Here is a 13,388-nt window from a genome sequence, read left to right as displayed (position 1 = left end):
AATAAGTGGGAATAGGCCGACTATGCTGTACTCAAAGAAAGAAACGGCGCTTCAAATCGCTAAGGGAGTCATAGACCGCTTCACGTCCGTGTAAACATTTTCACCACTTCTTCATCATCACGAATTAACTATTCAGGCACACTAGAACCCAGTTCTACTACCCTGCTTGTAACTTCCTGGGATGATAAGGATGACTCGTACGGGATTTGAACCCGTGTTACCGCCGTGAAAGGGCAAAAGGGGCATTTGGTACGGGTTAGTAGAGGATCGTATGGAGTGATATATTTGTTGATTTTGAATAGCTTAAGCGGATTAGTAATTTGTACCGCTTGATATGGATTAGTACCGATTTATATGCATCCTCGTCACCATAGCGTCACCAGATTTTGAACGTAATCGCTATAATCCGTCTGATGCTCCGCGTTATTCAAGGAATGCGCGGCCCTCCATCTGTATGCTATTGTCCTGCCTTCAAAATCCTGTCAGCAGCCCCGAAAATCTTCATGGCTGACTTCTCAGGGATAATCTCACCTTTGAGCCAAGACTGGATATAGCCCCTGGCATACTCTGCCCCTGGCAGGCTCAGGGATTCACACAGCAGCATCGCCACGGCCTCCGCCTCGGCCTCCCTGAGGCTCTTGGGCGTCGTCGCTGGTTCGCTGAAGGAGGTTTCTGCCGTGTGGCCTAGCTCGACGTGGGCCAGTTCGTGAAAGAGCGTTTTATGAGGCATCGCGGCGACCGGCGAGATAGCTACCTGCCGCTTCTGCGCATAGCCTTGCACGTTGCCGTCTGTGGTCGTAAAGGGGATTTCCTCTATGCCTAGCGCGGCTAGTGTTCTATCTTTGCTCCATTCAGCCATCATAGGCATTGCTATAGGCTCGCCATTAGTCTGCGATAGCACAAACCATAGAGGCTTCCAGACAAAGGTAGTAATGACTAGCTGCTCATCATTACTCTTTTCATCCTTCATCTTTCGGGTTAGTGGCATACATAGCCATATAGCTTTCTCGCCTTTCTTTACCTGCCTGTTTAGCTTTTGCCAGCCGGGATAGGTGTTGATTGGCCCTGGCTCTATGCCTCTAATCTGGCATTGCACCATAGCGGCTATCTGATTGCCTAAGCTGTAGCCCCAGAATGCGTTATAAGCTTTCAGGATCAATCCTGGCTGGCTGACTGCTTGCTGTAATAGCTCTGTCCATTTGGTCTGATTTTCCATAAATCCTCCATCAAAGATGAAGGGGATAGTCACTCTACCTATCCCCTATCCTGATTAGTTGGCATAGAGCATCAGGTAATAGGCTCTATCGAAGTCATAGGCGGGGTGTGTACGGACATTCTTTAGGTTGAATGCCCATGCTCTAGTCTCTGCACTACGCTTGCCCCAAGTGCGATAGTCGCCTTTCCTGCTGTGATATTCGACATGGCAAGTTTCGTGTGCTGGCTCTACCTGAGTCCCGCCGTTGCTTCTATAGATGGGGTGATGGAGGTTTATGGGTTGATCTTGGGTGATTTGCTGATTGCAGAAGTAGCAGACTAGAGGCTCATCCTCACTACTAGCTGCTGCTTCTAGCAGTTCTTGTTCTTGCTGTTGGTGGTTATAGCCTGCATAGGTTTGCTCACCTATAAGGCTCTTGATGTCGGTTGCTGCTTGGGTGTATTCTGACATTGGATTTAGCGATCCTTTCTACCTGCTAACACAGGTGGGAATTCAAGGCTCAGGGTGTTCCTAGCATCTTGAGCCTTTACCTTTTACAGAATGCCTTTGGACTTTGCCGCTGGCCTAATTACTTCATAGTTTACCAATACTATATATAGTATATATCATATATAGTATAATGCTGTCAAGCAAAATCTCCCTATTGATAGTAAATACTATTGAAAGTATATATTAGATAGAGTATAGTAAGGGCGGGAGGATTTATGATACAGGTGAAACTAGATGAGGTACTAGAAGAGAAGGGCCATACTCTCTATTGGCTGGCTAAGGAAACTGGCATCAGTCACAACACGCTATGGAGAATGAATAAGGGTTTATCTACGGGGATCACATTTGATGTGCTAGACCGGATTACTGATGCTCTTGAATGTGAGCCTAGCGATATTCTAGTCAAAGTAGTAGAGGGCAAAAAGAAATCCAAGGGTAATAGCTAGGAGTTGTCATAGGGGTCGAAGAGAGATTCATCTAGTCGAATTTGTCTTGAGCCACTTTTTTTTAATTGGATCAGTTTTTGCCTTTCCTTTGATACTATTTTCTTTTGGGCTTGGCGCTGTGACATATGCCATTGACGTATATGGTATATTCACTCATATGAATCAAACTATCCAACCAACCTCCACAAAAATAGCTGGCGACCAAATACTAAAATTGGCAGGCAATATAGCAGGATTTATTAGGAAAAACAGCCGGGGCTATGACCAAGCCAAAGCAGCACTAGGGATGGCGTCTACATTACTATTAGAAAACATTTCTAATCTTTGGACACAGCACGATTGATTTCGACTAGCTCCCTAAGAATTTTCTTTAGTAATTCAATCATGCAATCTGCCTGCTTAGTATCCATGATTCTACATCCTAAATGTAGTCTATTTCTCTAATACTTTACAAACATCCTTAGAGATTTTATCTTCATTATTCTCTGGAATAATATTTCTCCACGCTATTTCGGCTAAACTAGTTGGTCTAATTCTACCGATCTTCTCATGGTTCTCCCCATAATCCACACCATCTAGATATCTAACCATCCCCTCACAATCATATTCTTGTAAGACAAGAGTGAAGATATAAGGCGCGTGATGTTTAGGCCAATTTTTCTTTCTAGATTTCTCATATTCATCTTTGAATTTCTTGGATTTTGGAACTACTTTTAACCAAATCTTTACTGTATTCCCCTTGGTTTTAGTTACTCCATTTATATTGTAGTAGAGAAGCAAAGTTGGCGATTCTAGAATTACTTCTTTTGAGTCGTTAACCTGTCCTTGGGAATTACCAAATAATAACAAGCCGGCCATAACACTCAATAAAACTCTTTTCATATGCTAAACTCCCTTCCAACTTGAATGGCTAGACTGAGGCCAAGAGCTACATGAATTCAGCTTGCCTGAGAGCTATAGGCTTTCTGGCAAGTCTACATAGCAAGCCATCTATACTTCAAAATAGAAGCGCCTGCAAGCCCCTAGCAGCGATCTCGTCAGGAGGTTCCTTCTGATGGGACGCGGCAAGAGGCTTCAGCCTAAGAATATGGGGCTTAAGCTAAAGCAGATTCGAGACCGTTTAGGCTATTCTCAGGAGCAGATGGCTGATCGTCTACAACAGGCTGTCCCTGAAGCCTCGATCTACCCTGGTCATATTTCGCAATACGAGGGTGGTAGCAGAGAGCCTTTCCTGGTGGTTCTATTAGCCTATGCAAAGATTATAGGGGTGTCTATGGATGTGCTTGTGGATGATGAGATTGATTTGCCTAGAAAGCTGCCTAGCAAGGCAAAGCATAGACCCTAGTAGAAGACGGTTTCTCTTTTTCCTATTTAGGTATAGCAAACTGGTAGAGTCTGGGAAGGGGTGGGGGTGTGGATAACTGCATTAGGTTAGAGATCGGTATTGCCTTATAGAACTAATCTCGCCTTTTTCAAAGACGCTTTCCAATATGACTTCACCATCTTCGCTAAGGTCTAAATGCCGTGGGAAGTAACCATGAGCAGTTGATAAATAGTAAAAAAAGAGTTTCTCTGTGCTCAATATGATTCCATCAATGGAGAATAAGTGGAGCATTACTCCTGGAAATACAGGTGCAGGAAGAAGACTACTATAGTGAGTGAAGTTGAGACCATCCACGGTTATACTCCCGCGTATCCACTGACTTTCAGGGCGATGTAGCGGTATCCCTTCTGGTGGAGGGGTTCCTTGAACAAAAATATGCCAGTAGATTTCGTTTTCTTTGAAGGCAACCCGGCCAGTATTCTTTATGAAAAAGGAAAACTCCGCTTCACGAGGATTGCTTTCATGCGATATGAGGTTAAAAAGAATGCGGGCTTCCGCTTTGTTGCGCTTCTTTATTATCCAAGAAATGAAGGCGGTTATGAGTATGCCGACTATAAAACTGGAAACAAGATTTGCCCAAAAGCCCGGCCAGAAATTAATCCAGAAATTGGGATCGTATAAACCCATCATGCGTTCAATTCCTCCACGTCTGGAACCTAGACCGTGTGCTATGACGAAGAGACACCCTACCTCCTGACAAGAAAAGCTAATATTTCTCTACTATACGCCTTCGAGGAATGTCAATTACTGCTGTATAATGCTCATTTTGGGATAAATGCTTTTGGAGGTATTGAATATGAAATATCATGTAGTAGCAGGGATTACATATTTTCTAATTACGATACTATCGAGGCCGGACGGTAACGGCATAACTGCAACGATGCTTTGCCGGAGTCCAAATACTTTTGGCGATGAATTGTTTTCGGATTCCATTTACCCTGATACATTCAACGGGGCAACTAAAGAGGAAGCAATAGATTTTTTTAGGGGACGCATCCTACCTGGAGCTTCGATTTCCTACGAGGCGTGGGCTTAAGAAGCTAAGGCTCTCAGGATAGGCGGAGGCTATTCGATCTCTAAGAGCTTCTTGATCCGCCTTATCTCTGCTGGCTTCAGCCGGAATATTCTCTGAATTACTCTTGTAAGGCTCTGGACTGTCCAAGTCTCTCCGGTTTCTTCTATGCCAGCCGCAACCTTGAACAATTCAACTTTATCCACGTCTAAACCGTCTGCTAAGGCAATGAGCTTTTCGATAGAAAGATTCTTGTTAGTTCCCCTCATTATGTTAGTAACGTAGGTGTCGGTGATCTTATGGCCTAATTCAGTAGCTCTAGCCTCTACATCAAGGGCTTTAATATTCTTCTCCTTCATTACTCGATTGACGTACTGACTCAGTGTTTCCATACGCCGCCTAAGACAGCGCATAGGTGTTGACATTGTTTTAGTCAATACGCTACTATGTGCGCTGTTACAAGTAGATTTGGTAATCACCAACTACAGTTGGGGCTTAGGGTTCTCTCATTCTTCTAGGCCCCAACAAAATCAATCTTTGTATCACAAGGATAAGCTCAAGTAAAGGTGTGCCAAGATTGCAAGAATACCGGCATTAGATGGCAGGATGAGGAGCTTAACCTTAATGCATCAACGTGGTGTGTGTGTCCTATAGGAGAAGATAAGCAGCGTTTGGTTTCCGAGTTGGTCAGACAGTCAGTAGCGAAGGGAAAGTAGTTTTCTCCTTTAGCGTTCTATAGGGAGGGTCTGTGGGCTTAAAGCCTAGGGGAAATCAGGCTCTCCTATTTTTCTATGAAAGCAATCAAGCAAAGTGAAGCTTGTAGCTATCTTGAAAAGCTACTCGTAGAGCGTGGCTATAGCATCCCTTCTTGCAAGACCGCTAATCAGTGGGTTGTCTTTGAATATAAGGGCAAACAAATAGGCGTAGACCCAAAAGCAGGCGTTTGGATCAGGGAGTTAGAGGGCGAGTGGTACTGTCTAGCTGTGCCTTGTAGTGTTAGTGGGGCGATTCAGGCTGTCGAGTTCTTGACTAATGAGGAAGCGCGTCCGGTTTGACTGGCCTGCGCAGGAATTATCAGTCGGTAAACCCATAGTAATGAGCCATGTACTCTTTAAATCGGCTGAAAAATTCCAGTGCCTTATTCGGAGAGATTATTGCCATCCATTGCTGATCTGCACTGAAGAGATCAATTGTCTCTTTTAGGTTTCTTTCCTGCACTGTAAGCGTAATGCCATTCATGATTGGAATATGGTTCATGAGCAAATATGCCATATGTTCGGCATCTTGTCTTTTCAGAAAGAGCCAAAGCGTACCAGTTTTGTATTTCTGATCTGGAACAATTACTAATTGATTCCGTTCCTCTGAATAGACTATCCATATCGTTGTATCATCAGGTAGTTCATTCAGTGCTGTATCTGCGGTGATTAAATCCCCAAGGCTAGTAATTTCTTCGCTTATTTCGGTCCCGTAATAATGAGACAAAAACTCTTCATACCTTTTAAAGAATTCCAAAGAATCAACAGGCGACATAACACACAGAATGGAGTTGTATTCTTTAGCTCCTGCTCTCACTTCTTTTAAGGGATCACTTTCAACTATTAACTCCATATCCTTATAGGCTGGAGCGGCCTCTTTAAGTATAAAAGCAAGATGGTTCGCATCTTCACGCTTCATAAACGCCCAAAGCGCCAAGACATCTTTATTTTTTGGGAACAGTAAATAGGTATTTGGATCAGCTTTATCCAAAATAACCCAAACCAGAGCATCTTCTGGGAATTCATCAAGCACTTCTTCACTCAAGCATTCCATACCGTTTCTCCATGCATAGTTTTACCCCTTGTGGATAACTCTGCAATAATACCAGAAAAGCCGAGTTTTCCGCATGTTGACGGCATCTGTAGAAATGCTACGCTTAATCAAAAGGTCGCCAATCATTAATCATCATATCTATGAACAAATCAGTTGTAACGAGCAGCTTGCTACTCCACGCCCTTACTACAAGGAAAGGAGAAGACACGGACAAGGATTAGGCAGAATAGACCAAGCTGTGTACTGTGCGGGTGTGCTATATGAACAGAAGCTCTCAGAAATGGGAGGGCTTTCTTTATTCAGCCGTTGCTGCCTCTGCAAGCATTTGGTCAATTTCATCATGGCTTAGCCCCCAACCATTTAGGACATTCAGCGCATTTCGCATATAACCCTGCGTAAAAGGAACTTGTTCATAGATTGGCAATAGAACGAGAAGTGTTTTCAACGCATACTCGATAGATTTTTCTTTATCAGGCACCTGTGTATAAATATAAGCGAGGTTGGAGAGTGTACACGCCCCTTCAGGGATATATACCATAGGATTGTACTCTGCCAATTTCATCCTAATCTCTAAAGCCGTTTCATAGGCTTCTATAGATTCTTTATATTTCTTCTGTATATGATGAAGTCTGCCAAGATTATGAAGTGAGGTCGCAACATAAAACAGAACATCGAATTTACCCGTTACCTGCTTGTAAATCGCTAAAGATTTCTTGAGTGCTGCCAAGGCTTTTCTATATTTTTTGGTGTCGGTGTATATACTACCTAGATTGCCTGATATCTTTCCGATTTCAAACAAGCGGTGATCTGACGGGGTATCTTCGTTCAACTTACTATATGTTCGTAATACCTCCTCATACTCTTTTTCGGCTTTTGAGTGCTCTCCTAATTCGCCATGAAACATAGCAATATTATTCAAGGTTCCTGCCCGTTCAGATAGGTAGATTGATGGACCATCTTTTAGTAGGATGGTGTATATTCCGTAAGCCTCTTCACAGTAATCTAATCCCCTTTGATATTCGTTTGAGTCCCATTGGAGCAAACCTAAATTGTTTAATGCTCTTGCTTTTTCAGGCAAAGAAATTTCGGCGGCAAAGTCGGTCAAAAACTGCTGCCAATACTTTTCAGAGTCTTTGACATGATTGTGCCTCCATAAAAAGTAAGCATATTCAAAGACGTTATACTTGGTTGGATAGGTTTCAATTGAGTCTTCAAAATGTTGACGAGCTTCTTTAAACCAATTCTTGTTTGAGTAGTCTAACTGAGCTAATAAAGCGTGGATGAAATATTCGTTTGCAAGATTCTTAAGTCTAGGCAAGATGTCCGTTTTATACTCATCACGTTTAACCAAAAGCCGCGATTTTTCATCTCTCATTTGGTCCCGTTCTGTATCAAAAACAGCTCGTGCATCTCGAAATTTGCCTTCCAGAAAAAGTCTCTTCGCATTATTTAAACGAACATTAATAACCTGTGGACTCTCTATCTCTGCCCGTTGGAATTGTTCAGCAAGCTTTATAACATCGCGTTTGAACTCTTCTATGGTTATTTTGATTGCTTCAATCTTCTTCGATATTTTTTGACGTTCAATAGTGTCATTTTCAGGGGTAAGAGAGAGTAGCTTTTCTTGAGTCTCTAGTTTTTCAAGCAATTCGTTATATTCGTGACTTACACCTATAATTACAGTGATCTCAGAATTCTTGATACCTGAGAGCGCAATGTTGCCCGTGCCGGTTTGTTTGATCTTTTTCTTGGGCATTATTTATTGATATTTATCTCACTATCCTGAATATCTTGAACGGCTATATTTCCATCGCCCGTTTGTGAGATTGTATTTTGCTTTGTCTCAATTGCTGGAAGTCTTGCTATCAAAGTTTCTAGCTCTTGAGCTAAACCAGGATCAGTTTTAAGATGCGTTTGAACCGCTGTCGCAACCTCACCTTGTAATTCTTTACTTTGGGGATGCTTTTCAAGCAGGCCAAGAGTGATAAGCTCCTCAGGGGTTAAGATACCTTTTACCTTTTGGTAGATTTCTTTGCCGTGTTCTTTCAGAAAACCGCTTGCTACTTGTACTGCAATAAAGCTCGCAATGGTTAGAACGTCCATCAGAGAACTCCTCACGATTGAATTTGTGCAGATTCTACCGAAAAAAAGACTGAGATACCATCGGCGCAGCAAGTTGGTATTCAATCAAAGATCAGAGTGAAATCACACTACTGCTTTAGTAATCAGACAAGGGATTAGCAACTCGATCATCTTCCCTGTGCTATCCTTAGTGGCTTCCCCCGCAGTGTTGGGTGTTGCGTGTCTTGGTCATTGCCCTTAGAATCCCAGCGAATGCAGAGCATCTTTCAACAAGACGAACGGGATAGCACCCTTATGGGCAAACTATCTTGGCATTTACCCTCTGCCCTATTGATGGTTGTAGGCATTCTGTTCTGGGGCTACGTCGCATTACAAGGCTGGCTACTCGTTACTACCATCCTCTATATAGTGATCCTCTGCCTGGGGAATTCTCTATAGAACTTTTCTAGCACATCAATAATTCATATCCTTTTCGTTGGCCAAGAATCAGAGTATTGTACTCAGCCCTACCTGCCATTTTATCAGGCCAAGTTTGCTCCTCGCACTCAGCGGTAGCGAATCATAGACCCCTATGAACTGCTATGGCTATCCGATATATAAACTGTAATGGGCGACTGGCTTAATTATTTTCAAGCGAGTTTTGCAATCAACTAAACCTGCGCTGAAAGATATTATCTACTTACCGCCCATAAGTTAGACTAAGAATATAGCCAGATTAGCCCCGCATCAGGATTGCAAGATCATTGCATAAGGAGCCAATTGTTACCTATCTAATCTCTTTCATCTTGCTCAGGGTGAATATGGTGAATATCAGTGAATGTTTTCTATTCCCTCACTATATAGAGTTGTGTCTTTCTATATATACGGGGGCCAGAACATTCATCAATATTCACAATATTCACTCCTGTGGAGGCTCATCACTGCTCGCCGGGGCCAGTGGCAGCAGCCGCCATTGCTTCGCACGTTTTACAGTTCCGAAATCAACAATTCTATGCTCACCAATAACACGATCCCGTTGCCGCGCCAATTGCTTTCCAAATGAAATGCGTTGTCCTCGTTCACTAGAGCCTGAGAACTCAAACCCATCGTTGTTATTAGCGATATTAAACAGGGTAGCAACAGTAACTATCTTTGAACCATGCTTCTCCGCCCATTCTTCTACAAAGTCTTTCCAAATAGCTCCTTCAATATCCGCTGCTTCATAAAATTCATCCAGGTTAGTTAGGAATCCTTTGATACCTGCGTTCTCTAAAATTCCCCCAATAGTGCGTGTCCACTCTTCATAAGAGCCTAGCAGCTTGCATTGTGGTTTAGGTCTGTCTGCTACAAGCCAAGCTTGGATTAAAACTAAGGCAGCCCAGACCAATTCGATTCGATGTTCGTCTACCCATTTTCTTAGATCAGGGTGTTTGTATCCCTTTTCCGCAATCCAGGGACGATCTATGCCAGTATCAAGCCTAATCCTAATGCAACGACGAGCAATCTCTGTACTCATCATTGGATTATTAGCAGTGCAAACCCAAACACATCTTACAGGCAAGCTGGCGGTTTCAGTTCTACCAAGTATTCGATCCTCCCAATTGAGCGCAGTTAGTGCAGAAGCTAACTCACCGGAATCCAGCGTTGTCGTGACATTATCAATAAGAATGACCTCACGCAGTTCCTTAAAGCGGGCAGTTAATCTTTTTCTCCATTCATCACCATCACGAGCCTGTGTTACAACACCTATATTTCTACCTACCGCTGGCCGTAGTGCCACATCTGCTAGTAGACTTTTCCCACTTCCTGGAGTTGGGGCCTCTATTAAGTGACAAGGAGTTGCATCTACAATCAAGTCTCTAGCGAATGGAAGTAGAAATAGTCCGACTGCATGAGCGCGATCAGCGTCAGATACAAATGGAAAATCGCAGAGTAAGTCGTCAATGATTAAGCTCCTAGCTTTCGCTATATCTTCGGAAGAAGGATTCTTAGGAACATCAGCTATAACGAATTCATTAGCGGGGGAGTAATAGACCTTAGCTGTCGCATGATAGCCTGCTTCTGTTTGTAATTCCCCATTAGAAGCAAACACTGGAACCTGAGTAATGCGGGTTATAGCAGGTAGAGGGTAAGTAGGAGTGGCAAGCAAATCCTTTACAACATCTATTGGAGGCTTAGCATCTTCCCACTCCACAGCCCCTTTATTGCCTTTCCGCTCTCTAACCCATCGCGCCACTCGCGCTAATTCGTATCGTGTAGCATCAAGATTCAACTCCCGCATTATACGACCACCCTCTTCATCAGGTTCTAGTCTGACTATAGAGCCTCCATGTCGAAATAAGTATGGCGGATCATTAGCTTTTTGAAGCGCCGACCAAGCCTGTGCAGTTATTATTGGCAGGCTTTGAATATCCGCATCTATCTCCGGTAGAGGACTAGCCTTGTTTGTTGTATCATCCTCTTCGCCTTCCTTATCCTGATTAGCAAGTGCAGACATCTGTAATCTCCGGTATTAATTTTAGTGGTTGCCATTGAGATTGAGGCCGGGAAGAGGTATAATGTTCTCGGCCCAACCAAAATGGAATGGGTCGCCCCTGCCCAGGCTCGAACTGGGATCGTCGGCTTAGTAGGCGCGTGCTCTATCCGGTTGAGCTACAGGGGCACAAAGTTCAATCTTTAGAAAAGGGTCAGCCTAGCGGGGCTGGCCTTTTTATTGATTATTAGGGCTTGCCGCTCAGTCAAGCGAGCTTATTTTTCGGTCTGGATGCCTTCCCTAACTATCCTCTGCAACTCACTAATCGGGATCAGGACACGCCTTCCCACGCGGGTCGCTTTGATCAGCCCTTTCCGCTCGTAAGCTCGTAACGTGTGAATACTGAGCGGAATTATTTTCGACGCCTGCTCTAAATCAACCGCCAGTGGTTCCATACCTGTAACACTTGTCGCCATCTTATTCAATACTCCTTTATGTTAGTCAGTTGCGCTAAGACAGACTGTATGCTATCATAAATCGCTTCATATATCTATGGAACAAGTCCAACAGATGAAAAATGATTTTCGCCGACAAGTGTTACGCACCAAGCCAGTATCTCAAAAGCTTGGCGAGCTAATTAATCTTGTAAACCTACTTCCTCCGAACATCAAAACTCCCCAAGAAATATTCGCCACATTCCTTGAACAAGGAACCTATGATCCGCAGGATTGGATAAATGGATATAAGAAGATCATTGCACCACTACCTATTGAGGTTCAGGATTTTATTGGTTCAATACGCATAGACACTCTACAGGAATTTGATCTTCGATATTCTCTTCTTATAGAGGCAAAAATAATACTTCGGCAAATTGCTAGAGGGGAAATTGGTAAGAAGCTATCGCTGCCTGTGACACAAGCATTAGCAACACTAGGAACTGATAAAGAGGGGAAGATTGTAGTAAAGCCAACTCCCTTAGCGGATGCCCTAGTGGGTGTTGAGTCAAGCCGTATTCGTGAATGTACTATCTGCGAAAATATCTATTGGGCTGGGCGGATAGATCAGCCTTGTTGTTCAAGGAAGTGCAACGGGATTCGGAGAGTTCGTAAATGGCGCGAGCAATACCCAGAGAAATACAAACAACAACGAGTCCAAAAAGACAATAAGAGAGAGGCACTTGGAAGTCCAAAAGCAAAGAATAGGAGGAAATAGACGTGGCTAAGAGTAAGAAGGTGGATAGAGATGGAGTCTATAAACGCAAAGATCGCTCTGGCTATTGGATTACTTGGACTGATATTCAAGGCCGCCGCCGCCGCCGTAGCACAGACGCTCAGACTCTCTCACAAGCGACTAACGCAAGGGCGGCAGAAATGCTCAGAGTCGAGCAGGCAAGAACTTTGGGTTTTGCTCCACCTGGAGAAGAGACATTTATAGAAGTGGCTGCGCGTTTTCTATCCCATCAAAAAGCTAGGTTGTCACTTAAAGCCTATGAGCGGGAGCAGGGAATAGTTGAAAAACACCTTTCAACATTTTTTGCTGGTCAGCTATCAGCTATTAGACGGCTAGATGTTCAACGATATATCACTAAGAGGAGTGGAGAAGTATCGGCCCATACCATTCAAAAAGAGTTGAACGTCTTAAAACACCTCTTACGGCTGGCTGTAGAGTGGGAAATCATACCTCTTAATCCTGCACAAGGGATAAAGTCTCCGCGAGTTCCTGCCGGTCGTGTACGTTATCTTCAACCTACTGAACTTAAAGAATTGATGCGCGCCTGTCCTGATTGGCTGCGCCCGATTGTTGCTATCGCTGTGTGTACAGGGATGCGGCGATCCGAAATCCTAAATCTTAGATGGCTCGATGTTGATATAGCCCATCATAGGATTCTGCTACCACAAACAAAAAATGGAGAAGGTAGAATCATCTACTTGAATAAATCCGCCGAACAAGCGTTCATTTCTTTGCCCTTTAGTCATAACACTAGACCAATGGATAGGCTGTTTCCACTACTTACGCCAGAACAAGTTAGCGTTGCTTTCCAGCGAACTTGTAAGGCAGTTGAGATAGAAGATTTCAGATTTCACGATCTTAGACACACTGCCGCCTCATGGCTCAGAATGTCGGGCGCAGACATTCACACCGTAGCTCAGTTACTAGGACATAAGGACTTGAGAATGGCCGCGAGGTATCAACACCTGAGTCCTGCTTTTCTAGCTGACGCAGTAGAGAAATTAGATGCGGTATTCGGCGAAGCTTGTCACCATAGCGTCACCGCTCCAAATGTGGCGATTGCGGAATTAGCTGTAAGTGTTTAATAGGAAAGGATGACTCGTACGGGATTTGAACCCGTGTTACCGCCGTGAAAGGGCGGTGTCCTAGGCCCCTAGACGAACGAGTCATAAGCGTGGAATGAGCCGGCCTTAGACTCTATTGTTAAAGATCATTCGCGACTCAGAATTTTTGATATTAGCCGAGTTTGAATTAGTTCGCAAGATTCG

14 protein-coding genes and 2 tRNA genes are annotated in these 13,388 nt (G+C 43.7%); 5 read left to right on the top strand and 11 right to left on the bottom strand.

Going from position 1 to position 13,388, the window contains the following annotated elements:
* Positions 1–457: 457 nt before the first annotated feature.
* Together VJ464_03390 and VJ464_03385 are read right to left on the bottom strand one after the other, a co-directional pair.
* Positions 458–1,216: an ArdC-like ssDNA-binding domain-containing protein gene (locus VJ464_03390; GenBank protein ID HKQ04150.1), complete on the bottom strand. Its 759-nt coding sequence runs from the start codon at positions 1,214–1,216 to the stop codon at positions 458–460.
* Between the two features lie 54 nt (positions 1,217–1,270).
* A complete protein-coding gene (locus VJ464_03385) occupies positions 1,271–1,666 on the bottom strand; it encodes a hypothetical protein (protein ID HKQ04149.1) in 396 nt (131 codons plus the stop codon).
* Between the two features lie 254 nt (positions 1,667–1,920).
* Here VJ464_03385 and VJ464_03380 point away from each other — a divergent pair, with 254 nt between their 5' ends.
* The gene (locus tag VJ464_03380; protein ID HKQ04148.1) at positions 1,921–2,151 is read left to right on the top strand and encodes a helix-turn-helix transcriptional regulator; all 231 of its coding nucleotides are present in this window, start codon (positions 1,921–1,923) and stop codon (positions 2,149–2,151) included.
* A 46-nt stretch (positions 2,152–2,197) separates the two neighbouring features.
* Complete coding sequence (locus VJ464_03375) at positions 2,198–2,494, top strand: hypothetical protein (GenBank protein HKQ04147.1); 297 nt, start codon at positions 2,198–2,200, stop codon at positions 2,492–2,494.
* 89 nt (positions 2,495–2,583) lie between these two features.
* Here VJ464_03375 and VJ464_03370 read toward each other — a convergent pair whose 3' ends face one another.
* Positions 2,584–3,033: a hypothetical protein gene (locus VJ464_03370; GenBank protein ID HKQ04146.1), complete on the bottom strand. Its 450-nt coding sequence runs from the start codon at positions 3,031–3,033 to the stop codon at positions 2,584–2,586.
* Positions 3,034–3,205: 172 nt separating this feature from the next.
* Between VJ464_03370 and VJ464_03365 the strand changes: the two genes are divergently transcribed.
* Entirely contained in the window at positions 3,206–3,496 is a 291-nt protein-coding gene (locus VJ464_03365; protein HKQ04145.1) for a helix-turn-helix transcriptional regulator, read from the top strand.
* A gap of 81 nt (positions 3,497–3,577) precedes the next feature.
* Here VJ464_03365 and VJ464_03360 read toward each other — a convergent pair whose 3' ends face one another.
* The 7 genes from VJ464_03360 to VJ464_03330 all read right to left on the bottom strand — a co-directional run bounded on the left by VJ464_03360 (position 3,578) and on the right by VJ464_03330 (position 11,079).
* Positions 3,578–4,165, bottom strand: a complete 588-nt coding sequence (locus tag VJ464_03360) for a hypothetical protein (protein HKQ04144.1) — start codon at positions 4,163–4,165, stop codon at positions 3,578–3,580.
* A 435-nt stretch (positions 4,166–4,600) separates the two neighbouring features.
* Positions 4,601–4,939, bottom strand: coding sequence for a hypothetical protein (locus VJ464_03355; protein ID HKQ04143.1), 339 nt, complete (start codon positions 4,937–4,939; stop codon positions 4,601–4,603).
* Between the two features lie 682 nt (positions 4,940–5,621).
* On the bottom strand, positions 5,622–6,356 hold the full coding sequence (locus tag VJ464_03350; protein HKQ04142.1) for a hypothetical protein: 735 nt from the start codon (positions 6,354–6,356) through the stop codon (positions 5,622–5,624).
* A 295-nt stretch (positions 6,357–6,651) separates the two neighbouring features.
* Positions 6,652–8,112: a tetratricopeptide repeat protein gene (locus tag VJ464_03345; GenBank protein ID HKQ04141.1), complete on the bottom strand. Its 1,461-nt coding sequence runs from the start codon at positions 8,110–8,112 to the stop codon at positions 6,652–6,654.
* Entirely contained in the window at positions 8,112–8,459 is a 348-nt protein-coding gene (locus VJ464_03340) for a hypothetical protein (GenBank protein ID HKQ04140.1), read from the bottom strand. Before VJ464_03340 ends, VJ464_03345 begins: the two co-directional genes overlap by 1 nt.
* Positions 8,460–9,336: 877 nt before the next feature.
* Positions 9,337–10,914, bottom strand: coding sequence for a hypothetical protein (locus VJ464_03335; protein ID HKQ04139.1), 1,578 nt, complete (start codon positions 10,912–10,914; stop codon positions 9,337–9,339).
* 92 nt (positions 10,915–11,006) lie between these two features.
* A tRNA-Ser gene (locus tag VJ464_03330) sits at positions 11,007–11,079 on the bottom strand.
* 363 nt (positions 11,080–11,442) lie between these two features.
* Between VJ464_03330 and VJ464_03325 the strand changes: the two genes are divergently transcribed.
* Positions 11,443–12,102: a hypothetical protein gene (locus tag VJ464_03325; GenBank protein HKQ04138.1), complete on the top strand. Its 660-nt coding sequence runs from the start codon at positions 11,443–11,445 to the stop codon at positions 12,100–12,102.
* A gap of 2 nt (positions 12,103–12,104) precedes the next feature.
* Entirely contained in the window at positions 12,105–13,205 is a 1,101-nt protein-coding gene (locus tag VJ464_03320) for a tyrosine-type recombinase/integrase (protein HKQ04137.1), read from the top strand.
* A gap of 10 nt (positions 13,206–13,215) precedes the next feature.
* On the opposite strand, the gene VJ464_03315 is transcribed toward VJ464_03320, so the two are convergent.
* Positions 13,216–13,288: transfer RNA gene (locus tag VJ464_03315), tRNA-Glu, on the bottom strand.
* Positions 13,289–13,388 lie beyond the last annotated feature (100 nt).

The organism is Blastocatellia bacterium (genome assembly GCA_035275065.1).
Classification (GTDB): domain Bacteria; phylum Acidobacteriota; class Blastocatellia; order UBA7656; family UBA7656; genus DATENM01.
This window is presented reverse-complemented; position numbering and strand designations above follow the sequence as displayed.